Annotated in this window: 19 protein-coding genes; 18 read left to right on the top strand and 1 reads right to left on the bottom strand. The window is 58.2% G+C overall.

Annotated elements, in window-relative coordinates:
• The first annotated feature begins 27 nt into the window (after positions 1-27).
• The 18 genes from GT019_RS07670 to GT019_RS07585 all read left to right on the top strand — a co-directional run bounded on the left by GT019_RS07670 (position 28) and on the right by GT019_RS07585 (position 21,587).
• On the top strand, positions 28-1,803 hold the full coding sequence (locus GT019_RS07670) for an O-antigen ligase family protein (protein WP_161742510.1): 1,776 nt from the start codon (positions 28-30) through the stop codon (positions 1,801-1,803).
• Between the two features lie 368 nt (positions 1,804-2,171).
• The gene (locus GT019_RS07665; RefSeq protein ID WP_161742509.1) at positions 2,172-2,420 is read left to right on the top strand and encodes a hypothetical protein; all 249 of its coding nucleotides are present in this window, start codon (positions 2,172-2,174) and stop codon (positions 2,418-2,420) included.
• A 156-nt stretch (positions 2,421-2,576) separates the two neighbouring features.
• Positions 2,577-3,620 carry a ubiquinol oxidase subunit II gene (gene cyoA / locus GT019_RS07660; RefSeq protein WP_161742507.1) on the top strand — a complete coding sequence of 348 codons (1,044 nt, stop codon included), beginning with the start codon at positions 2,577-2,579 and terminating at the stop codon, positions 3,618-3,620.
• A gap of 14 nt (positions 3,621-3,634) precedes the next feature.
• The gene (locus tag GT019_RS07655; RefSeq protein WP_161742505.1) at positions 3,635-5,605 is read left to right on the top strand and encodes a cbb3-type cytochrome c oxidase subunit I; all 1,971 of its coding nucleotides are present in this window, start codon (positions 3,635-3,637) and stop codon (positions 5,603-5,605) included.
• On the top strand, positions 5,605-6,219 hold the full coding sequence (gene cyoC / locus GT019_RS07650) for a cytochrome o ubiquinol oxidase subunit III (RefSeq protein WP_161742503.1): 615 nt from the start codon (positions 5,605-5,607) through the stop codon (positions 6,217-6,219). Before GT019_RS07655 ends, cyoC begins: the two co-directional genes overlap by 1 nt.
• 1 nt (position 6,220) lies before the next feature.
• Positions 6,221-6,547, top strand: a complete 327-nt coding sequence (gene cyoD, locus GT019_RS07645) for a cytochrome o ubiquinol oxidase subunit IV (RefSeq protein WP_161742501.1) — start codon at positions 6,221-6,223, stop codon at positions 6,545-6,547.
• A 582-nt stretch (positions 6,548-7,129) separates the two neighbouring features.
• Positions 7,130-9,328, top strand: coding sequence for a helix-turn-helix domain-containing protein (locus GT019_RS07640; protein ID WP_161742499.1), 2,199 nt, complete (start codon positions 7,130-7,132; stop codon positions 9,326-9,328).
• 373 nt (positions 9,329-9,701) lie between these two features.
• The gene (locus tag GT019_RS07635; protein ID WP_161742497.1) at positions 9,702-10,676 is read left to right on the top strand and encodes an ABC transporter permease; all 975 of its coding nucleotides are present in this window, start codon (positions 9,702-9,704) and stop codon (positions 10,674-10,676) included.
• A gap of 13 nt (positions 10,677-10,689) precedes the next feature.
• Positions 10,690-11,589, top strand: a complete 900-nt coding sequence (locus GT019_RS07630) for a carbohydrate ABC transporter permease (protein WP_161742495.1) — start codon at positions 10,690-10,692, stop codon at positions 11,587-11,589.
• 42 nt (positions 11,590-11,631) lie between these two features.
• Positions 11,632-13,305: a type 2 periplasmic-binding domain-containing protein gene (locus GT019_RS07625; protein WP_235947173.1), complete on the top strand. Its 1,674-nt coding sequence runs from the start codon at positions 11,632-11,634 to the stop codon at positions 13,303-13,305.
• Between the two features lie 124 nt (positions 13,306-13,429).
• A complete protein-coding gene (locus GT019_RS07620) occupies positions 13,430-14,338 on the top strand; it encodes an AraC family transcriptional regulator (protein ID WP_161742491.1) in 909 nt (302 codons plus the stop codon).
• A gap of 80 nt (positions 14,339-14,418) precedes the next feature.
• Positions 14,419-15,690: a sensor histidine kinase gene (locus GT019_RS07615; protein WP_235947159.1), complete on the top strand. Its 1,272-nt coding sequence runs from the start codon at positions 14,419-14,421 to the stop codon at positions 15,688-15,690.
• Positions 15,687-16,349, top strand: coding sequence for a response regulator transcription factor (locus tag GT019_RS07610; protein ID WP_161742490.1), 663 nt, complete (start codon positions 15,687-15,689; stop codon positions 16,347-16,349). The genes GT019_RS07615 and GT019_RS07610 overlap by 4 nt, the downstream gene beginning before the upstream one ends.
• A 354-nt stretch (positions 16,350-16,703) precedes the next feature.
• Positions 16,704-17,846, top strand: a complete 1,143-nt coding sequence (gene msrA, locus GT019_RS07605; protein ID WP_161742488.1) for a peptide-methionine (S)-S-oxide reductase MsrA — start codon at positions 16,704-16,706, stop codon at positions 17,844-17,846.
• Positions 17,843-18,304, top strand: a complete 462-nt coding sequence (locus GT019_RS07600; RefSeq protein ID WP_161742486.1) for a DinB family protein — start codon at positions 17,843-17,845, stop codon at positions 18,302-18,304. The genes msrA and GT019_RS07600 overlap by 4 nt, the downstream gene beginning before the upstream one ends.
• A gap of 219 nt (positions 18,305-18,523) precedes the next feature.
• Positions 18,524-20,134, top strand: a complete 1,611-nt coding sequence (locus GT019_RS07595) for a spore germination protein (protein ID WP_161742484.1) — start codon at positions 18,524-18,526, stop codon at positions 20,132-20,134.
• Positions 20,135-20,172: 38 nt separating this feature from the next.
• The gene (locus GT019_RS07590) at positions 20,173-21,360 is read left to right on the top strand and encodes a Ger(x)C family spore germination protein (RefSeq protein WP_161742482.1); all 1,188 of its coding nucleotides are present in this window, start codon (positions 20,173-20,175) and stop codon (positions 21,358-21,360) included.
• Positions 21,357-21,587: a hypothetical protein gene (locus GT019_RS07585; RefSeq protein WP_161742481.1), complete on the top strand. Its 231-nt coding sequence runs from the start codon at positions 21,357-21,359 to the stop codon at positions 21,585-21,587. Before GT019_RS07590 ends, GT019_RS07585 begins: the two co-directional genes overlap by 4 nt.
• On the opposite strand, the gene GT019_RS07580 is transcribed toward GT019_RS07585, so the two are convergent.
• Positions 21,573-22,676: a GerAB/ArcD/ProY family transporter gene (locus tag GT019_RS07580; protein ID WP_161742479.1), complete on the bottom strand. Its 1,104-nt coding sequence runs from the start codon at positions 22,674-22,676 to the stop codon at positions 21,573-21,575. The genes GT019_RS07585 and GT019_RS07580 overlap by 15 nt on opposite strands.
• Between the last annotated feature and the right edge of the window lie 94 nt (positions 22,677-22,770).

Genomic DNA, 22,770 nt, shown 5'->3' with positions numbered 1-22,770 from the left:
CGATGCAGAAAGATGGATGAGATTCCCATGTCGAAACGATCTACCGCTCTTCGCGCCGTACCTTTCGAAACCGGGCTGCTGGCGCTGTTCCTGGCTTGCGGTCCTTTTCTCCGCGGCTTTATATTCGAGCATGAAATGATGATCGCGGCTATCGTGGCCGCGCTCGGGTACTTGGTCGGCCTGGCCCGGAAACGGCTGACGCACGACCGCCTCCTCTATGCGCTGTTGGCGCTGACGGTTCTATACGGAGCCGGCATCGGCTACGGCGCCGACCACCGCGAGGCGTTGACCGCGTTCGTCCGCACGGCGCTCCTGATTCCGCTGTACGTCTTCGCGTCGGCCGTGCCGCGAATCGCCATGGAGCGGATCTGGATGCTCCTTGTCGCGTTCACGGCGCTGTCCGTACCGCTTGCCGTCGCGACGGGCCGGTTCGTCGACGGGCGGCTGGCGGGCTTCATCGATTACGCCAACGCCTACGCGATCCTGCTCTTGATCGCCGTGTTGCTTGCCTTCGCGTTATCCGTCGGCGAACGATCCGTCGTATACATGCGGTGGCTGCAGGCCGCGTTCTTCCTCTGCGCCGGCGGCCTATACTTGACGGAATCCCGCACGGTGCTGGTCTTGACGGCTGCTGCATTTGTCCCGTTGTACGCGTGGAGCCGGAGGGATGTCCTTCCCCTCTGGCTGCGGTCTTGCGCGAGCGCGATGCTGGGCATCGTCGCGGCGGCGGCCTACGATTGGTCGCCTTGGTTCGCCGTGCCGGTCGCCGCGGCCTTCGCGTTCGGCCTTCGCATGCCTGACGCGCTGCTGTCCGGGCGCGCCGTCCGCTTGGCCCAGACGACGTTCGCGCCGGTGCTGGGCATCGCCGCGATGGCCGTCGGCTCCGGAATGGCCGGCCGCTGGAGCACGGCGCTTTCACGCACGGGAGAGGGCTTTACGAGGCTCGTCTATTACCGCGACGCCTGGTCCATGTTCTTGGATTCGCCGATTTGGGGCTTCGGCGCTGGCGCATGGAGCACCATGCAATACCATTATCAGTCGGCCGATTATTTTACCGCCTATGTGCACAGCCAGCCGCTGCAGGTCATGACGGAGACGGGCGTCGCCGGCTTGATGCTCTTCGCCGGCGTTTGCGCGACGCTCATGGCTCGAGGGATCTCGGCGGCGAAGCGTCGATCAGGCCGGGAAAAGCTATTCGACCGAATCCTGCTGCTTGCCATGGGAGCGCTGCTGCTGCACGGCTTGGCCGATTTTTCGCTGTCGTTTCCGTATTTGCTGGGACTCTTGCTCGTGATGGGCGCGGCCGTCCGCAGGGAACCTGCCCGGGCGGCGACGCCGGCGCCGAACCGCGCGGCCGTCCTGAAAGCCTCCGCCGGCTTGGTCGCTGCCGCGGCGCTGGCCGTTTCCGTCATGCTGTTCGCGTCCGCCCGATTCCAGATGGCCGCCGAACGCGCGATCGCGGAGAATCGCAAGGCGGATGCCGTCCGCCAGCTGGATCGGAGCGCCGCATGGGCGATCGCTCCCGATCGCGTTCAGGACCGCAAAGCCCGCCTGTACCTCGCCGAATACGAGGCAGGGAAGGACGCTCGATACTTGGACGTGGCCCGCACCGAGAACGCGAAAGCCTTGTCGGCACAGCCGGATCAACTGTGGTATAGGAAGCTGCGCAGCGATATCGCCTGGCTGGAAGGGGACAAGGACGCGTCGCTGCGTGAGCTGCGCGACCTGACGGAGCAGAACCGCTTCATGCCGAGATGGAGAGAAGAACTGAAGGAGAAGGAAGCCGAAGCCGGGCAGCGTTGAACGGAGGGTTGGGGGAAGCGGATAGAGGATCTGCGAGGCAAATCCATGTCCGTGAAAGTGAGAACCGCCAACGTCGTCAAGGCTCGGGGGGAACTCGCGTCGATGCCGCCCATCCTACGTTCTGAACCTTTACTTCATTGCCTTTATGACGAAACTAGCAGGGGCCCTCATTAATTTTGAATATGCAAGAAAAGTGCTTATCTTTGCTTATGCAGAGGTGGGTACTTTTTTTGTTTTCATTATGCACCGCCGGGCTTACCTCTCCGTCTGGCAATCCCCGAATCTCGCCGCGAACTAAAATAGCGTAAATCTGTTCATACTAGGAAGGATAGTAAGGCAGCTACATTATAGGAGGAAGTGAAGCGTTCATGACGACGAAATCGACGGCAGGACAAAAAACGGAGCGCGAGGGGAACATCCTGTTCCTAACGATGAAAATCGCGGCATGGATAGCGCTTATCGTAGGCGGTTTTTTGTGTATCTCCAATTACAGGAATTTCAGCGACAGTAATCGCCCGTTAATGGCCGGCATCGGCTTTTTGGTGGGCAGCGTGTTCATTTACATGATCGGCACGGCGATCAACCTCGTCCATAAACGCAAGGCGGAATCCGAATAAGCAATTGCATAGGGTTCGTAAAAAGGGCTGTTTCCTTCACATCGGGAGCAGTCCTTCTTTATTGACATGACCTCCAGCCGAAGCCGCCGTAATATTGATCCGGTATCTGGGGAAAAATAAGTCAACCCAAGATGATGTTTAGGAGATGAGGAACTTATGCCGACTTCAAAGCTCATGCGGCCGTTGATCACTTGCGGCGTCTTGGCCGGCACCGTCATGCTTGCCTCGGGTTGCAAGTCGATGATCGTCTTCGATCCGAAGGGACCGATCGGCCTCCAGCAGCGCGATTTGATTAACATTACCATGCTGCTTTGCCTCATTATCCTGGTTCCGGTGTTAGTGATTACGGCCTGGATCATATGGCGTTTCCGCGACAAGAAGGGCAACAAGGCGCCATACCAGCCGGTCTGGTCCCACAGCACCAAGCTGGAAATCGTCTGGTGGGGGATCCCCATCGCCGTCATCCTGGTGCTGGCCATCGTGACCGCGCGCTACACGTACGCGCTCGATCCGGCTAAGCCGATCGCGTCCGACAACAAGCCGATCACGGTCCAGGTCACGTCGCTGGACTGGAAATGGCTGTTCCAGTATCCGGAGCAAGGGATCGCGACCGTCAACTATCTGGTCATTCCCGAGCGGACGCCGATTAAGTTCGAGCTGACCTCGGACGGCCCGATGAACTCCTTCTGGGTGCCGCAGCTCGGCGGAATGATCTACACGATGTCGGGCATGGCGACAACGATGTACCTGCAAGCCGACGAACCCGGCAATTATATGGGGACCGGAGCCAATTTTACGGGCCGCGATTTCGCGAAAATGGGGTTTACCGCCAAAGCCACCTCGAAGGCGGAATTCGATCAATGGGTAGCCGAAGCGAAGAATAGCGGGAATGCGCTGTCCGAAGAGGGGTATCAGCAGCTGGCCAAGCCCGGGCCTTCGAACCGGATGACTTTCGCTTCCGTACCGTCCGGATTGTTCGAGCGAATCGTCAATGAATATTCCACGAGCCGGGGAGCTCCTCCGGGATACACCATCAAGGCGGAGACGCTCAGCGAAGAAAAGAAAGCCGAGCATACGGAACATCCGGAAAGCGGCCAGCTGCCGCCCGGCAATAACGCGCAGAAGGATGCCCACGACATAAACAGCTTCGGGCAATCCGATCCTAAGGCGCACCCGATGCACATGAATCATGGCAAATGAGAGGAGAGGCTTCCGTGATTGATTCAATAAAGGATTTCGTCTCATGGTTCTTTGTCACGGGCGACCCGTTGATTTACGGGGCGGATGTGTCGATCGTGCTGACGACGGTGGCCATTATCTTCGTGCTCACCTATTTCGGAAAATGGGGCTGGCTCTGGCGTGAGTGGCTGACGACGGTCGATCATAAACGCGTCGGGATTATGTACATCATCGCATCGCTGCTTATGCTGTTCCGCGGCGGCGTCGATGCGCTGCTGATGCGGACGCAGCTTGCCTTTCCCGATATGAAATTCCTATCGCCGGAGCACTATAACGAGGTGTTCACGACGCATGGCGTCGAAATGATCCTGTTCATGGCGATGCCGCTCATGTTCGGCTTATTCAATATCGCCGTGCCGCTGCAGCTGGGCGCGCGCGACGTCGCGTTCCCGTTCCTCAACTCGCTTAGCTTCTGGCTGTTTTTTATGGGAGCGATGCTGTTTAACATGTCCTTCGTTATCGGCGGTTCGGCAAATGCCGGCTGGCTGTCGTATCCGCCGCTTTCGGAGCTGACGGGCAGCCCGAGCGTAGGCGAGGACTTCTACATCTGGGGCGTGCAGATTTCCGGAATCGGCTCGCTGATGACGGGCATCAACTTCATCGTCACCATCGTCAAGATGCGCGCGCCCGGGATGACCTGGTCGAAGGTGCCGATCTTCACGTGGTCGGTATTCTCGAGCTGCATTGCGATTATCGTCGCATTCCCGGTCCTGACGGTCACGCTCGCGCTGCTGTTCCTGGACCGCTTTCTGGGCGCGCACTTCTTTACGATGGACGGCGGCGGCAACGCCATGATGTACGTCAACCTGATCTGGATGTGGGGCCACCCGGAAGTGTACATCATCGTGCTGCCGGCCTTCGGCGTGTTCTCGGAGGTCGTGGCGGCCTTCTCGAGAAAGCGCTTGTTCGGTTACGCGTCCATGGTGTTCGCGATGCTCAGCATCAGTTTCCTGGCGTATTTTACCTGGCTCCACCACTTTTTCACGATGGGCTCGGGAGCCGACGTCAATCTCTTCTTCGCGATTACGACGATGATCATTGCGATTCCGACGGGCGTGAAAATTTTCAACTGGCTGTTTACGATGTACCGCGGCCGGATATCGTTCGAAACGCCGATGCTTTGGACGCTCGGATTCATTCCGTGCTTCGTCGTCGGCGGCATGACCGGGGTGATGCTCTCGGCAGCGCCGGCGGATTTCCAGTTCCACAACAGCTATTTCCTCATCGCCCACTTCCATCAGGTTCTCATCGGCGGGGCCGTTTTCGGCTACTTCGCGGGTTTGTACTACTGGTGGCCGAAAATCTTCGGCTTCAAGCTGAACGAAACCATCGGCAAATGGGCGTTCTGGATATGGAACATCGGTTTCTATGTATGCTTCATGCCGCAGTATTTCGTCGGTCTCGACGGCATGACCCGCCGGCTTAGCTCGTACGGCTGGGACAGAGGCTGGTGGGCGATGAATTTCACGTCAACCATTGGCGGCTTCCTCATGGGACTCGGCTTCCTGTTCCAGGTCTGGCAGATCGCGCACAGCATCAAGTTTATGGAAAAGGATACCACGGGCGATCCGTGGGGGGCCCGCACGCTGGAATGGTCCATCCCGTCGCCGGCGCCTCTCTATAACTTCGCGACAGTGCCTGTCGTGACGGACCGAGATGACTGGTGGGAAGAGAAGGAGCGCATCGCCGCGGGGAAAGCGCCCAAGGCGAAGCCGGCGCTCGAGCCGATACATATGCCGAAAAACTCGTCGATCCCGTTTATCCAAGCGATCTGCTGGTTTACGGTCGGCTTCGGTCTCGTGTTTCATTGGCTGTGGATCGCGATTCCGGGCTTTATCGGCATCGCGGCGACCATGCTGGCGCATTCGTTCAACTACGATACCGACTACTACATTCCGGTGGACGAAATTAAACGTACCGAAGCAGAGGCAGGGAGGATTGTCTAATGGCGCACGCTCACCATCCATCGTTTGCGCATGAGGGCGGCCATGAAGGCCATCATGATTTGGAGGAGCTTCGAAAATTCGGCTTCTGGATATTTCTGATCACCGACTGCATTTTGTTCGCTACGCTGTTCGCCACTTATCTGGTGCTTCGTGAGCACACGGCGGGCGGACCGGGGGCGAAAGAAATTTTCGAAATGCCGGGCGTCATCGTCGAAACGTTCATTCTGCTGACGAGCAGCTTCACGAGCGGGCTGGCCGTGCTGGCATTGAACGCGGGAAGCCGAAAAGGGCTGCTGGGCTGGCTGATCGTGACGATTTTGCTCGGCGCCTGCTTCATCGCGATGGAAGTGACCGAATTCTTGAAGCTCGTAAGCGAGGGGCACACGATTCATTCCAGCGCGTTTCTGTCCGGCTTCTTCACGCTGGTCGGCACGCACGGACTGCATGTCTCGCTCGGCATCTGCTGGATCACCGCGCTCATCATCCAGCTGACCCGCCACGGCATTACGCCGGTCACGCAGCGCAAGGTACATATCACGAGTTTATACTGGCACTTTCTGGATGCCGTGTGGATCTTCGTGTTCACGTTCGTTTACTTGATGGGGGTGAGGTGACATGGCGCAACATAACGCGATCGGGCATGGCGACCATGCCGAACGCCACGGCTCGCTCAGGGAATACGTTATCGGATTCGCGCTCTCCATCATCCTGACGATTTTCCCGATTCTGGCGGTCATGAATCACTGGTTCGGGAACACGGCAACGTTCCTGGTGCTGTTGATTACGGCGGCGCTGCAATTTGCCGTGCAGCTGCTGTTCTTCATGCATCTGCGGGAAGAGGAGCGTCCGCGTTATAAACTCATGACCCTCATTCTCGGCCTGCTCATCGTGGCGGTCGTCGTCTACGGTTCCATTTGGATTATGGAACATAACATGTATTGAGGCATGAACCCGCCATTCCGGGAAGCGGGAACAACAAACCGACCGATTCGGCCGATATCCGATTCGTAAGACAATTGTAAGGAAAATGAAATCTGATCTTTAGCTTGTCTTAAGGCGGCGAGGCTATACTGGAAATCGACCCCCCTTTTAGTATATATACCTTAGACCCGCAGGCAGTTGCCGCGGGTCTCTTTTTTTTGCAGGTTAGATGCCCGGGCATCGCATGCCCGAAGCTGACGATGGACGGGATTCGGCGCGCATGGCCAGCTGGCTGTCTCTTCGGATGTCCTGGCCGCGATTCGATTCGGGCGGCGGCGAGCAGCAGGGCGCAGGGGTTAAGCCCCGTAGCCGCACCATCCATTACGCATCGGAAAGGCTGCCGGACGGCAGCCTTTTTGGCTTGAGCAGCGGCATGCGCGCGGGCAATTTCCGCCTAACGATTGGAAAAAACGACAAATCGTTGGTGAGAACAACAAAGACGATTCGCCCTGGCAGCCGTATAATGGATAATAATGTATGCGGTTACATATGTCGTTTCACGATAAGGCTTGCATTCAAATTCCCTCCAAAGGATGATGGCCCTTGAATCGCACATGGCTGCGCAAAACGATCTGGTCGTACCTGCCGATTTTCTGCATCATGTTCTCCCTCCTCTTCTTCGTCTTCTTTCAGACCCTCGTCGAACAAAACAACCGCAATACGAAAGATTCCAGCGAAGTCTTCGTGAACCAACTGCTGCAGTCCGTGGACGTCAGCCTAAGGTCGCTCGATAACATGTTGATCCGCGAAATGGTGACGGGCAAACTGTTGAACGATTTCTTCCTCGAGCGAGGCAAGGACAACGTCTACCTGAACTACCAGCTCGTCAATCGGATGCTGCAGCTGAAGCAGGCGATGCCGATGATCGATTCGTATTATTTGGTTCGGTTCAAGGACGGCATCGTGTTCAGCGGCGCGACGGCAAACGCGGACGCGTTCGCGGACAGCGCCTTCATCCGCAGCCAGCGGAACAGCCGAACGTCCTATACCTCTTCTTGGAGCGGCTTCCGTTCGTTCCGCGAATTCGCGAACCAGCAGCCCAAGGAGGTCGTCAGCCTCGTGCACAAGGTTTCGCTCAGCAGCAGCGTGGACGGGATGATCGTGGTGAACGTCAGCTTGCCGGCGATTCGGAGCATGCTGGGCGAGATGTACGATCCGGGACGCGCGTTCGTGCAATTGTACGATCGCGGCGGACGGCCGCTCTTCTCGGACGACGCGCCGGCAAGCGGGAAGGTGCTCGCCGGGCAGACGTCGCCCTATACCGGGTGGAAGGCGGAGAGCAGCGTCGCGAACGGCAAGGCGCTTGCCGCGATCTCCAGTTTATCGAGCATTTGGCTGGCGCTGGGCCTGCTCGTCTTTCTCGCCGGCGGCGTCTCGATCGTGTACATCTCGCGCAAGAACTACAAGCCGATCGCGGAGCTCGTCTTCCGCGTGCAGGATCAGTTCGGGTCCGGCAAGCCCTCGCTCGGCAGGCTGGCGGTGGACGAATTCACGTTTATCGAGACGGCCATCAACAATTTCGCCGAGCAGACGAAGCTGTTCCGCAAGGAAGCGCAAGAGGCGGCGGCGCGCAAGCAGAAGGCGCTCTTCGGGGAGCTGCTGCAAGCTCCGGACGGGGAATCGGATGCCATCGAGCCGTCCGCGCTGCCGCCGCACGACAGGCTGCGGGTATTCGTCGCCGAGATCGATCATCCGGAGCAGGCGTTCGGCCGTTACTCGGGCCGCGATCAGTCGTTGTTCAAATTCGTCGTCAGCAGCGCGGCCCACGAGATGTTCACGTCGCGGATCCCGATCCAGCTATGGCTGGAGTGGACGTCGCCGCTCCAGCTGACGGGCATTCTCTTCCTGCAGGACGCGGCCGAAGACGTCGCCGCGGAGACGGCGGAGCGCCTCGCTTCCTGGGTGGACCAGCATCTGGCGTTCTCGGTGACGATCGGCCTCGGCGAGACGGCCGAAGCCGGTTCGGGTGCGGGCATCTCGAATCGTCAAGCGCTGGAAGCCTTGACGTTCAAAGCGACGCTCGGCCATAACCGGGTTATCGGCTTCAACGAGACGCGGCACGCGGCGGCCAAGGAAACCAATAAGCATCTGCAGGCGATCCATAGGCTGACCGACCAGCTGCGTCTTCAAGAAGACGAGTGGCGGGAGCGCTGCGGCGATTTCTTCCAAGGCATGCGAGGATGCTGTCTGCCGAAGAACGAGATCGCGGGGCTCTGCCGTTACTTCGTTGCCCATATGGACCTTCAGCTGTCGCAGGGCTCCAAGGAGTACTATGACGCATGGATGAACGAGGCTTCCGCGCCGCTGCTGCAGGCCGTCGGGGAGTTCGACACGCTGGACGAGCTCCAGCGCCTGTTCGGCACGGCATTGGAGCGCTATGCCGGGCAAGTGGAACGCTTGTCCAACAATCGCCAGCATCGCCAGCTTCTGCAAACCATCCGGGGATATATCGAAGACCACTATGCCAATCCGGAGCTGTCGCTCGAATACCTCGGCGACAAGTTCGGGATCAGCGCCAAATACATCAGCCAGCTGTTCAAGGAGGAATTCGGGGAGAATTTCCTGGACTATCTGTCGCAGCTGCGAATCGTGGAAGCGAAGAAGCGCCTGCTGGAGCAGCCGGATTCGATCCAAGAGGTCGGCGAACGGGTCGGATACGCGAGCGCGGCGACGTTCCGAAGGGTATTCCGCAAGATGGAGGGCGTCTCGCCCGTCGATTACCGCAAACGCAACGCGATGTGAAGCCGCTCGACCGATCGCCCGGGCTTCGCGGGCATGAATAGGCGCGATACACGGGCGAAGCGACAGGGCCGTCCGCTTGCAGGCATACTGCTCGCGGACGGCCCTTGCTTGCTTTGCTTGCGTTGGCCGGACTAAGAACACCTGGCAGCCCCACGGGGAGGCCGACCAGCCCCGCCGGGAAAATTGAGCGGCATCGGAAAATCGCGCGGCGACCGCCGGGAAGCCGGCGCCGGCGCGGGAGCGGAAAAATGATCCCTTCGTGGATTAGTGGCCGTTGTCCGTCCCGCGCCGCTCCGTTATCGTTGGAATCATTCAGCGTCCATGCACTTCAAACGCCAATTTACCGAAGGATGAAAGGATGTGGGGAGACAACATGCCGGCAACGACGGGAGCGCTCGAAAGGAAAAAAACGAAGTCGGCCATCGGCGCCGGATCGCTCGCGCTCAGGGATCGGGGCAAGCGGGTAAGGCGGCATTGGCAATTGTATCTGCTCGTGCTGTTACCGGTCGCCTATCTGATTATTTTCAAGTACATTCCCATGTACGGGGCGCAGATCGCCTTCCGGGACTTCAGTCCGGTGAAGGGCATTCTCGGCAGCGACTGGGCCGGGTTCAAGCATTTCCGCACGTTCTTCGAATCGCCGAACTTCTGGGTGCTGATCAAGAACACGCTGGTCATCAGCCTCTATTCGCTGCTCGTCGGCTTTCCCGCGCCGATCCTGCTCGCCCTCGCGCTCAACGAAGTCCGCGGCATGCGCTTCAAGCGCCTGGTGCAAATGGTCACGTTCGCGCCGTATTTCATCTCGACGATCGTCATGGTGTCCATGATCATTCTGTTCCTGTCGCCGCGGCTCGGATTCGTCGACCATATCCTGAACGCGTTCGGCATGGAGTCGATCAATTTCATGGGCATCCCCGATTATTTCAGCAGCATCTTCGTGTGGTCGAACGTCTGGCAGGGCATCGGATACGGGGCGGTCATCTATCTGGCGGCGCTCTCCGGCATTAACGTGGATCTCTATGAGGCGGCCAGGGTGGACGGGGCATCGCGCATCCGCAAAGTATGGCATATCGATCTGCCCGGCATCCTGCCCGCCGCGACGGTGCTGCTCATCCTGAACGTCGGCCAGATCATGAACGTGGGCTTCGAGAAAATCTACCTGATGCAAAATCCGCTCAACACGAGCACCTCGGAGGTCATCTCGACCTACGTGTACAAGATCGGCTTGCTCGGCGCAAACTTCAGCTTCTCCGCGGCCGTCGATTTGTTCAACTCGGTCATCAATCTCATTTTGCTGCTCAGCGTCAATTACGCGGCGAGACGCTTCTCCGAAAGCAGCCTATGGTAAAGGGGGATCGGCCATGACACGTTCGACCGCCATCCGGGAATCGTTCGGCGACAAGCTGTTCCTGGCGCTGGTGTACGCGTTTCTTGTCCTTATTCTGCTAGTCGTGCTCTACCCGCTTATCTATATCGTCAGCTCGTCCTTCAGCTCGCCGCAGGCGGTCATCAGCGGCCGCGTATGGCTGCTGCCCGTCGATTTCAGCCTGGCGGGCTACCGCGCGATCTTCTCCAATCCGCAGATCATGACGGGCTACGGCAACTCGCTCTTCTACACGGTCTTCGGCGTGCTGATCAACGTCAGCCTGACGGTGATGATGGCGTACCCGCTGTCGCGCACGACGTTCTACGGACGCCACGTCCTGATGGGCCTGCTGGTGCTGACGATGATGTTCAGCGGCGGCCTGATCCCGTATTACTTGACCGTGAAGAACCTCCATCTGCTCGACACGCGGTGGGCGATGCTGCTGCCGAGCGCGATGGCGGTGTGGCAGGTCATCATCGCCCGGACGTTCTTCCAGTCGAGCATCCCGAAGGAGCTCGGCGAGGCGGCCGAGCTGGACGGCTGCAGCGACTTCGGCTTCCTGTGGCGCGTCGTGCTGCCGCTCTCCAAGCCGATTCTGGCGGTGCTCGTGCTGATGTACGCGGTCAGCCAGTGGAACGCGTATTTCGAGGCGCTGATCTTCCTGAAATCGACCAACCTCTTTCCCCTGCAGATCATCTTGCGGAACATCTTGATTCTCAACTCGATCGATTCGAGCATGATGGTGGATGCCAACAAGATGGCGGCGATGCAGGGACTGCGCGACCTGCTCAAGTTCTCGCTGATCGTCGTGGCGACGCTGCCTGTGCTCGCGATCTATCCGTTCGTGCAGAAGTACTTCGTGCAGGGCATCATGATCGGCTCGCTCAAAGGATAACGGCAAAAAGGTTCCCATGATATGACCAAGGAGGCGTCTGTCTTGAAAACGAAGAAGAGAAGCGTGAAATGGCTCGGCTTGATCCTGGCGATGGTCCTGATCCTGACCGCATGCAGCAGCAACGACGGGGGAAGCGGCGGAGCGGCGGACGGCAACGGGAATGCCGGGAATGGCAACGGGGAGGACAGTGGCAAGACGGTCACGCTGGACACCTACATCAGCGTATCCCCGCGCATCGAGGACATTAACACCAACGACGTCACGAAGGCGCTCGAGAGCAAGCTGAACATCAAATTCAAATTCGACGCGACGCCGAGCGCGAATGCCGTGGACAAGAAGAAGCTGATCATGGCGAGCGGCGATTATCCGTCCGTCTTCCTCTCGGGCGACTTTACGCAGGCCGAGCAGATCTCGTACGGCAAGCAGGGCATCCTGCAGCCGCTCAACGACCTGATCGACAAGTACGGCAACGAGATCAAGCGCGCCTTCGCCGAGGATAAGGACCTGCAGGCGGCCATCACGGCGCCGGACGGCAACATCTACGCGCTGCCGCATATCAACGACTGCTTCCACTGCTGGTACGCGCAGAAGCTGTGGATCGACAAGACGTGGCTGGATAAGCTGGGCTTGAAAATGCCGACGACGACGGACGAATATTACGAGGTGCTGAAGGCGTTCAAGACGCAGGACCCGAACGGCAACGGCAAGGCGGACGAAATTCCGCTGTCCGGCGCGTTCAACACCTGGCACGGCATCCCGTCGAACTTCCTGATGAATTCGTTCATCTACGACAACGACGAAGATTTCTTCTTAATGAAGGACGGCAAGGTCCAGCTGGCCGCGAACCAGCCGGAATGGCGCGACGGCCTGACGTACATCAACAAGCTGTTTGCCGATGGATTGATCGACAAGGAAGCGTTCACGCAAAACGCGGACCAAATGGCGCAGGTCGGCAACAAGGAGGGCGACAACGTCAGCGGCAGCGTGACCGCCGGCCACATCGGCATGTACTTCAGCTTGGCCGAGGGCCAGAACCGCCACAAGGAATACGTGACGGTCGCGCCGCTCAAAGGCCCCGGGGGCGTCGCGTACTCCGGTTACTACAAAGCCTACGGCAACGGCCAGTTCGCGATCACGAACAAGGCGACCGAAGAACAGGCGATCGCGGCGATCAAGATGGCGGATTACATGTATTCCGAGGAATTCGCGATCATGAACGAGTACGGCCTGGAAGGCAAATACTGGACGAAGGCGCAGCCGGACGAGAAGGACGTGCACGGCAATCCGGCGAAGTACACCCTGAAGCCGGAATATTGGAACCTAAGCACGACGTTCAACGACAATTGGGATCAGATGGGCATCACGAGACGGACGCGCGCGATCCGCGAATCTTGGACCGCGCCGGCCGACATGATGTCGCAGCAGGGCTATGAATTCCGGCTGTTCACGGAAACGGCCAAAAACTACGAGAATCGCCAGCCGGAGGAAACGTTCCCGCTCACGATCTTCATGGACGAGAACGACGCCAACGAAGCGATCATGCTGCGCACGCAGATCAACGAATACGTCCGCTCCAACATGGCGCAGTTCGTGACGGGCTCCAAGAAGCTGACGGAAGCGGAATGGGACAGCTACGTGAAGGGCTTCGACGGTTTGAATCTGAGTAAGTATTTGGACATCTACCAGAAAGCGTACGATAAGCAAAAACAACCGTAACCGGCCGGCTAACGCCGCCCGAGCGGCCGGGACGCAAGCTTGTCCCGCTCGCTCGGGCGGTTTTATAAGGAGTGGGCATCCGAAGCGAACGCCCCGGACTTGAACGATCGAGGAGGAACCCTGGATGAGCGCTGCCTACAACGGCAATGAGCAGGCATTGATCGACCCGACTGCCCTTCACCCTTTTCTGTTGTTCGCCCAGCGGTACGCGTTCCATCCGAACGAATCTTCGTCGGAGCGGGTCGCGTACATGAACGCCATCATCATCGTGGAGGCTGGAGCGGGTTCCCTGCGCATGGACGGCCGGATCTATCCGATCAAGCCGGGGACGCTCGTCTACATCCCGGCCGGCAAAACGCATCGCTGGCAGGCGGCCGACCATGATCCCATGGTTCATCGGACCGCGTATTTCGATTGGAACCCGCTTCGGCGCCCGTTCGCCCACGAAGGACAATTTTTTCATGGCGTTTCCGCCCATTCGGCCCCGCTCTCCAAGTACATGGACGAGGAGCCGGCCATCGGCATCGAGCCCGTATCCACGGTCGCGAATTTGCCGTTGTGGCTATCCTATCACGACCGGTTCATTACGATTCCGGGACGGATCGGCGGCGGTGCCGAGATAGGGGAAGCCATCCGCCTGCGCGGCGAATTCCAAGTGTTTCTTTCCTTGTTCCTCTCGAAGGCGTGCAAGGATTCAAGGGGCACGGGCGATCCGCGCATCCGGGAATTGCTGAAGCTGATCGCGAGCCGGGCGGAATTCGAGGAGCCCGAGCTGGTGCTGTACGCGGCGCAGATCGGACTGAAGCGCAGCAGGTTTTACGCGCTGTTCCGCGAAGAAACGGGCTTGTCGCCCAAGCACTACATGACCCGGCGCAAGCTGCACCGGATCAAGTGCGACCTGCGGCAGTCGGACGCGTCGATCACGCAGATCGCGGAGAAATACGGCTATTCCAGCATCCACGTGCTGTCCAAAAACTTTCGCAAGCACATCGGATTGACGCCGTCGGAGTACCGCCGGCAGTGCCGCATGTAAGAGCGGCCGATTGATTTTAGGAAAACCGTCGTGGTAAGTTAAGAAGGCATCCAGACGGAAAGCAGGGTGATCCTCTTATCATGACGCCGATAGATAGAAGCCGAGAAGCGATGAAACGCCCCGTCGACAGCCCGGAAACCGACGGAATAAGATGGCATCCCTTGACCTGGAAGCTGATTTTCGCGCTGAAGTTCGCGTTTGATTTGGCGCTTTCGGGCATTTTTTATTTCGAGCATTCGATTGCGATTTTTTGGCGCTTGAGCTTCGTGCTCTTTTCGCTGGCGGCCTTCCTGTTCGTCAATCTCTTCTATTTCAAGCTGAACAAGCAGCGAAATTGGCTGTTCCACCTGCTCATCATCGATTTTCTGGTATCGGCATCGTACGGTTACGTCTATATCGGGGGGAACTTCCCCAATCACCTCTTTATCGGGATTACGGCTTTGGCGATTTTGATGTTCATGAAGAATACGCGCGCGCTGGTCCTGACCTGCTTGCTGCTGTTGATCCTGTACGTGGTCACGATGGGCAGCATCGATTGGCATTTATACCGGCAGTTCGACGAAGTCGGGTATTTTACGACCGGCTCGTTCATCGTTTTCGCCGGCATCGTGAGCGTGCTCGTGAATTTCTACCGGGACGCGCGCAAGAACGCGCTGCGGCTGTACGCGCAATTGATGCAATCCCATGCGCGGCTGCAGGAGTACGCGCTCCAGACGGAAGAATGGGGAGCGGCCAGGGAGCGGGTGCGGATCGCGCGGGACATCCATGATACGGTCGGCCATAAGCTGACGGCGCTGCTGGTTCAAATGCAGGCGGCGCGCAAGCTGAGCAAGCTGGATCCGGAGCGCAGCGAACGGACCTATCTCGAATGCGAGGACTTGATTCGCGCTTCCCTGCAGGAGATCCGGCTGTCGGTCAGGGCGATTCGGGACGAGCCGGTCCGATCGACCGCCTTGGGAGACAGATTGGAACAGCTGGCGCAGGATTTCACCAAGCTGGCCGAGGTGCAGACGACCCTGGAGGTGGCCGGCATTCCCGTCGCGCTGCCGGGCGAGCTGCAGATGACCGCGTACCGCATCGCGCAGGAGTCGCTCACGAATGCCCAGAAGCACGGGCACGCGAGAAAAGCCGCGATCCTGCTGGCTTATTCCGAACGCGGGTTTTCGCTCAGCATCCGCAATGACGGCGACGTGCCCGCGTCGTTCGAGCCGGGCTTCGGCATTATGAACTTGCAAGAAAGAGTAAGAGAGTGGAACGGGGAAGCGCATATCGGGGCGGACCGGCGAACGGGCTTCGCCGTCGAAGTCCATTTCCCTTATTCCGCGGCGGAAACGGAGCGAATAAGCAATTGAGGATTCTGATTGTTGACGATCAACGGCTCATGCGCGAGGGGCTGGCGACCATCATCGGCTTGGAAACGGGCATGGAGGTCATCGGCACGGCAACGGACGGGCGGGATGCCTATTCGCAAGTCGTCGAGAAGCGGCCGGACGTGGTGCTGATGGATATTCGCATGCCGGGCATGGACGGCGTGGAAGGCGCCGAGCTGATTCTCAAGCATTTTCCGGATACGAAGGTGCTGATCCTGACTACGTTCGACGATGCGGAATTGATCCTGCGCGTGCTGGAGACGGGCGTCCATGGCTATCTCTTGAAGGATCTGCCGGCGGAGGCGATCGTGAGCGCGGTTCAGACGGTGCACAACGGCGGCACGGTGCTTCAGCCGGAGATCACGGACGTGCTGCTGAAGGAAATGAAGAAGATGTCGGCGTGGAATCCGGACAAGGCGCATCCGTTAAGCAACGACGCGCCGGAAGGATTGACGGCGCTGACCGACCGGGAGAAGGAGATACTCGCTTTGCTCGGGCAAGGCTTCAATAACAAGGAAATCGCGGAGACGCTGACGATAACCGAAGGCACGGTGAAAAATCACGTATCCAACCTGATCGCGAAGCTCGGGCTGCGCGACAGGACGCAGGCGGCTTTGTTTTCGGTACGCTATTCCATTTAACGCGGAAGGCATTACTTTCGGCATAGGGCATGAGATTGATCATGACCGGTGGCCGAAAGAGATGCTTTTTTTTTGCGTGAATTCATGACTTTCCATAGATTTGCCGCTGCGCGATCCTTGTTAAGATCAAAGGGCGAGGAAACGAGGAGGAAGCGCCTCGCAAGCCTTCCGAAAAGCCAATTCGCAAAAGGAGAGTGAACGTGATGGCGGAGAAAAAAACAAGCTTCAAGCTGCGGATCATGACGGTGTCTCTGCTCGCCGTGCTGGTGGTCGGATCTTTTTTCGAAATCAATTGCTTCTTGAACTATTAAGCGCGCATGCGCAGCCTTGATGATCCCGCGGAGGTGAAGGGGAATGAAACTGAATTGGAAACGATTGGCGTTGCCCGTCGGTTTGGCGGCCGTCGTGTTGTATTTCGCGTATGCCCCGGCGCATGAGCGCGGTACGGCGGAGGCCTCCGGATTGCGCAGTCAGCTGGAGCAATTCACGGACGGCGCGAAGTACGAGACCGCCGTATTTGCCGGCGGCTGCTTCTGGAGCGAGGAGGAGCCGTTCGAGCGGCTTGACGGCGTAGTGAGCGTCGTCACCGGGTATACGGGCGGACATACGACCGATCCTTCTTACGCGAAAGTGTCGACCGGCACGACGGGACATCTCGAAGCCGTGCAGGTAAAGTACGACCCCGATCGGATCACGTACGACGAGCTGCTCCAGGTGTTCTGGCGGAATACGGATCCGACGGACGCGAACGGACAATTCGGCGATCGAGGCACGGAATATCGTTCGGTAATCTTCTACGACGGCGAGATGCAGCGAGCATCGGCGGAAGCGTCGAAAGCGGCGTTGGCCGCGCAAGGCAAGTTCGCCAAGCCGCTCGTCACGAAAATATTGCCCGCCGCGGCGTTCTATAAAGCCGAGGACGAGCATCAGGATTTCTACAAAACGAATCCCGCCGGGTTCCGAAGCAACATGGCCGGCTCCGGACGGGACGCGTTCCTGGATCGCGTATGGGGAGATGACCGCATCATGAAGGAACTTGAAAGCCGTTATGCGCAGATCGACAAAGCAGCGAGCTTGAATTCATTGACGAAGCTGCAGTACGACGTCACGCAGCGCGACCAGGATGAGCCGCCGTATCAGAACGAGTATTGGGACAGCACGGAAGAAGGCATCTACGTGGATATCGTGTCGGGCGAGCCGCTCTTCAGCTCGAAGGATAAATTCGACGCGGGCACGGGCTGGACCAGCTTCATGAGGCCGCTCGAGCCGGGCAACATCGTGTACCGCGAAGCCGGCGGGGTCTTCTCGTCCACGACCCAGGTGCGAAGCCGGTATGCGGATTCCTTCATCGGCGACGTGTTCAATGACGGGCCCGAGCCGACGGGATTGCGCTTCTGCACGAATTCCGCGTCCCTGCGGTTCATACCGAAGGATCAGCTTGCGCAGCAAGGATACGGCGAATACGCCAAAACTTTCGAGGGGGATGGACAGCAATGAGAAACGAGTTTATTTTTGAAATCTTGGACAGCCGTCTGAACGTACTGATCGAATTGTTCGAGCAATGCCCGGAGGACCGGCGCCGCGTAATCCCCCAAGGCTTCAATAACCATATTCATTGGCATGTCGGGCATGTGCTGACGGTTACCGAGTTCCATGTCTTCGACCTCTCGGGGCAGCCGAAGGTGCTTCCGGAAAGCTACCAGGCGCTATTCGCTTATGGCACGAAGCCTGCGGATTGGCTGGAAGAACCGCCCGCGTGGGAATTCTTGATCGAGCAGCTGAAAGAACAGCGTTATCTGATCCGCGAATCCTTGCAGGACAAGCTGGACCAACCCGTGAAGCCGAACTTCCTCAAGGCGGAAACGATCGGCGAGCTGATCGTCTCCACGGTGCTGCATATCATGAATCACGCAGGCGTCGTCTCCGCGATTCTGAAAGCGTTGAAGGCCGCATAATATCGTTGCGCGACGAAGGTGTCCCGAAAGCCACAGGCTAAGGGGCTCCTTTTTCCTGTTGTAAAGGCCGCAACCGACGAGGCAGCCGTTCACCGTCATTCGCGCATCGCTTTCGGCCCCTCGTTATCCATCCATCGCCATCCATCCCGCGGCACGCGAGAATAGTTCTTGCGATACATGGGAAAATATAGTCATCAGTGTTTTCGGGGGGCTTAGTCGGTGAATCGGTTCAGAAAATGGATGCGCAATAAACCGGCGCATCCGGATATTTCGGCGGACGACCATGCCGAGGTTATAGCCCACGCCAAGTTAGCGCCGGATTTGGAACAAAACGAAGCGATGTTCAGAAAGCTGTTCGAAAACAACGCCGATATCGTATTTCGCGAGGTGAAAGCGGCAGGAGAAGCCCGCTGGCTGGTCTTCTATTTCATGACGCTGGTCGACGAGAAGACGATCGACGACCATATCTTGAAGCCGCTGCTGGCCGGGCATCCTCGGCCCGAAGCAGGGGAAGCGGGCGATCGCCAATCAATCGCCGCCGATGACGGGAGCCCGGAGAGCGCGGAAGCGCTGGATGACCGGATGATCTCCCTTGGCATGACGAAAGTGAGATCGGAAGTTTCCGATATCGTGCGCGATGTCTTGTCCGGCCATGCCGCCATCCTTACGAGCGCGGACAACCACGCGTTAACGGTCAAAGCCGCAAGCACGAAGCAGCGAAGCCTGGAAGAGCCCTCGTCCGAGCCCGTCATTCGCGGCCCGCGGGACGGGTTCAACGAGAACCTGTCGACCAACATCGGCCTGCTGCGCGGCAGGCTCAAAACCTTGCGGCTCAAAACGGAATCCGTCACGATCGGGGAGCTGTCGCAAACCGAGGTCGTCATGGCCTATATCTCGGGCATCGCATCCGATTCGTTGGTCGAGGAAGTGCGGAAAAGGGTCACGCGAATTCAAATCGACGGCATTCTCGACTCCGGCTACGTCGAGGAGTTCATCGAGGACTTGCCGTACTCGCCTTTCCCGCAGGTGCACAGCACGGAACGGCCCGACGTGGTCGCGGCGGAGCTCCTGGAAGGGAAAATCGCCATTCTGGTCGATAACACGCCCTTCGTGCTGGTCGTTCCGATGACGTTCTGGACGGGTCTTCAAGCGAGCGAGGATTATTATATCCGTTGGCCCATCGCGACGTTCGTCCGCTGGATCCGCTTTCTCTTCGTCTTCATCGCCATATTCGCGCCTCCGCTCTACGTGGCGGTCACGACCTACCATCAGGAGATGATCCCGACGAATCTCGTGCTGAGCATCGCCTCCTCCCGCGAGGCCGTTCCCTTCCCGGCGATGGTCGAAGCCTTATTGATGGAGATCATTTTCGAGGCCTTGCGGGAAGCGGGCATACGGCTGCCGAAGCAAATCGGCCAAGCGATCAGCATCGTCGGAGCCTTGGTCATCGGACAGGCGGCCGTGCAGGCGGGCATCATATCCGCCCCGGTCGTCATCATCGTATCCATCACCGGGATCGCGGCGTTCACGATTCCGCGTTACAGCTTCGCGAACGGCATCCGGCTGCTCCGCTTCCCGATGCTGTTCCTGGCCGGCATGCTCGGCCTGTACGGCATTGTGCTCGGATTTCTCGGCATTCTGCTGCATCTGGGTTCGTTGCGTTCGTTCGGCGTGCCCTACTTTAATTCGCTGAGCCCGTTTAAAGGGATGAATTTGAAGGATATCGTCATACGGGCACCCGTATGGGCGCAGACCCGCCGGCCGCAGACAACGGCATCCCGTGATCCGGTTCGCGAACCGGCAGGGCAGGAACCGGGTCCGACGACATGACGTCCGCCGTCCGAGAACAACGAGGAAGGAACCTCTGCATGAAAGCATTCCTGCACATCGTCTTGCTGTCCGCCCTATTGCTGACAAGCGGCTGTTGGGACAGAACGGAGATCAACGACCTGGCGTTCATCTCGGGTTCGGCGTTCGACTTGACGGACGACGGCGAATATTTGCTTTCGCTCCAGATCGCCGTTCCTACCTCCGGCCTCGGCGGGCCCGGCAACGGAGGGGGCAACCAGCAAGGGAAGTTTTTTGTCTTGTCCGCCACGGGCAAGGATGCCAATGAAGCGTTTCTCAAGATTCAGAACAAAAGCTCCCGGCGGTTGTTCACCTCGCACCGCAGCGTCATCTTCATCGGCGAATCTCTTGGCAAGCACGGGATCGGCGATCTGCTCGACGTGTTCAATCACGATCCCCGCCAGCGACTGAGAACCTATATCATGATGGTCAAGGGAGGACAGGGAAGGGAAGTTCTCGAAACGAAGTACCCCTTCGAACAAGTGCCCGTCGAGGCAATCAAGGAAATGGAAATGCTGAAAAGCGAATTGGCGGTGACCTTGCGCGATTTCTTCATCGCATCCTCGAGCGACGGCATCAGTCCGGTCATGGGCGTGATCGAGGCCGTGGACGATCTGCAGGGAACGAAGGCGAAGCACAGCAAAAAAAACCTGTTTCAGCTCTCCGGATTGGCCATCCTGAAGGAGCTGAAGGTCGTCGGGGTTTTGGACAATCCGGAAACCAACGGGTTCATGTGGATGACCGACCGCATGAAGAGCGGCAGGGTCGACGCTTATTTGCCGGAGGGCGGCGGACTGGTCGGGATGATGGTCTATCATGCGGAGCGCAAAATCGACTTGGCTGTTGATGGGACCGACGTCAAGGTGAAGATTAAACTGCGGGGGCAAGGCAGCCTGATCGAGAACAACACGCCGCTCGACGTCAGCCGGCCGAAAAATCTCGAGCTCGCGCAGCGGGCGTTGGAGGCCTCGGTCGAGAAGCAAGTCCGGGACGCGCTGTTCAAAATCCAAAAGAAATGCAAAACGGATAGCCTGGGTCTCGGTCAAGAAATTTACCGCAACCGGCCGAAACAGTGGAAATCGCTCAAGCGGCAATGGGATACGGTGTTTCCCCGGGTCGACGTTACGGTCGATGCGGAGTTAAGCTTGAACGGAGCCGGAATGGGAGGTTCCCCTTTGTATTTGAACGAAAAGGAGATTAGGAAATGATCGTGCAAATCGGAGGCTATGTCCTGGTGCTGGCGGCATGGACCGTCATTCGGACGCGCGCCATGCTGTTCGAGCGCCAAAAAAAAGAAGCGGCCTTATACGGCGCGCTGATGGTCGGATGCTGCTTGATCGGTTCCCTCGTCATCGCGCGGGTCAACCTGCCGAGCTTTACCGCTCCTGCCAGGCTGCTGCTGGAACCCCTGGGCAAATTCTTATTGAAGCCGTAGGTGCTCGACCCTCCTCTTGATCGTGTCGATCGCCAGAAGCGACAGCGGCAGGAAGCTTTGATTGAAGAAGGCCAAGAGCGGAAACGTAAAGGCCAAGTAATTCAGCAGCTCCGAGCCGTTTTTGAAAATCCAAACCGATCCGATGAGGGAGAACAAGGTAATCGGGAACACGAATTGGCGATAGTTGCGCAATTTGAATAGCTGGCTTACGCTTAAGCACAGAATAAACAACGAAACCGCCACCTTCACGAAACACCCCATCACCCACATGGAAACCGCGAGCGCCTCGAGACGTTCGAAGGAGCCGGCGATGCCGATATATTGGATGACGCTTAAGAACGCATAGGTCAGCTTGCCCGTCAACGGACCGAGGACCATGATCGTGAGCATAACGATGAAGGAAATCAAAACGGCAATGCCTGCAAGCGCGATTACCGATACCTTGCGGGCTTTCTTCGGTTGGTTCAAATAAGGAAGCAGCCATCCGAGGATGAAGAGCTGATTCATGAATCCGCCCGCCGGGCTGACCGTGCTTTGCAATACGGGCAGCAGGCCGTTTCCCAAAACGGGCTTGATCGCGGCGGGGTTTGCTTCTCCGGCCGTCAAAATCAAGAGCGGAATCAAAAAAACGAGAATGAGTATACTAATGAACTCATTGCACCTCGCGATGACTTCGATTCCCGCGATTACGGCCAGCCCGCATAAGATCAGGAACGACAGGCTGGCTACGATGGAGGGAGTTCGCGGCAGCAGAAGCGTGCTGATAAACCCGGTATGCTGCATGGTAATCGTTGCGATCGATACGAACCAGTAATACAGATAATTAAGCGCAATCAGCGGCCCAAGCCAATTTCCGACGATTTTCGAGCTGTATTGAATGATCGTCATGCCCGGATAACGATTGGCGAGCGCGGTCATCACCCATATGCTGATCAGTCCGGTAAGCGCGGAAGGCACGATCGCCATCCAAGCATCCTGCTTGCCGAACATCGCCATGATTCCGGGCACGGTCAGCATGTTCGTGGACACGACGAACGTAAACAGCAAAAAACCTAACTGGGATCCGGTGATTTTCTCGGATGTCTCCATCTACGCGCAGCGCTCCTTTATAACGCAGAAGTGTCTCAAGTATTGACGGAACGCCGGACGATTATACGCATAATAATGGAAGTTGACAGACTAT

This window comes from Paenibacillus glycinis (genome assembly GCF_009909185.1).
Classification (GTDB): domain Bacteria; phylum Bacillota; class Bacilli; order Paenibacillales; family Paenibacillaceae; genus Paenibacillus_Z; species Paenibacillus_Z glycinis.
Note: the sequence above shows the minus strand (reverse complement) of the source record. Positions and strands in the feature narration are given on the sequence as shown.

Bases quoted from the DNA above. Each gene is read 5' to 3' on its own strand.
- GT019_RS07670 (WP_161742510.1), top strand. From the start codon at position 28: ATGTCGAAACGATCTACCGCTCTTCGCGCCGTACCTTTCGAAACCGGG.
- GT019_RS07665 (WP_161742509.1), top strand. From the start codon at position 2,172: ATGACGACGAAATCGACGGCAGGACAAAAAACGGAGCGCGAGGGGAAC.
- cyoA (WP_161742507.1), top strand. From the start codon at position 2,577: ATGCCGACTTCAAAGCTCATGCGGCCGTTGATCACTTGCGGCGTCTTG.
- cyoC (WP_161742503.1), top strand. From the start codon at position 5,605: ATGGCGCACGCTCACCATCCATCGTTTGCGCATGAGGGCGGCCATGAA.
- cyoD (WP_161742501.1), top strand. From the start codon at position 6,221: ATGGCGCAACATAACGCGATCGGGCATGGCGACCATGCCGAACGCCAC.
- GT019_RS07635 (WP_161742497.1), top strand. From the start codon at position 9,702: ATGCCGGCAACGACGGGAGCGCTCGAAAGGAAAAAAACGAAGTCGGCC.
- GT019_RS07630 (WP_161742495.1), top strand. From the start codon at position 10,690: ATGACACGTTCGACCGCCATCCGGGAATCGTTCGGCGACAAGCTGTTC.
- GT019_RS07620 (WP_161742491.1), top strand. From the start codon at position 13,430: ATGAGCGCTGCCTACAACGGCAATGAGCAGGCATTGATCGACCCGACT.
- GT019_RS07615 (WP_235947159.1), top strand. From the start codon at position 14,419: ATGACGCCGATAGATAGAAGCCGAGAAGCGATGAAACGCCCCGTCGAC.
- msrA (WP_161742488.1), top strand. From the start codon at position 16,704: ATGAAACTGAATTGGAAACGATTGGCGTTGCCCGTCGGTTTGGCGGCC.
- GT019_RS07600 (WP_161742486.1), top strand. From the start codon at position 17,843: ATGAGAAACGAGTTTATTTTTGAAATCTTGGACAGCCGTCTGAACGTA.
- GT019_RS07590 (WP_161742482.1), top strand. From the start codon at position 20,173: ATGAAAGCATTCCTGCACATCGTCTTGCTGTCCGCCCTATTGCTGACA.
- GT019_RS07585 (WP_161742481.1), top strand. From the start codon at position 21,357: ATGATCGTGCAAATCGGAGGCTATGTCCTGGTGCTGGCGGCATGGACC.
- GT019_RS07580 (WP_161742479.1), bottom strand. From the start codon at position 22,676: ATGGAGACATCCGAGAAAATCACCGGATCCCAGTTAGGTTTTTTGCTG.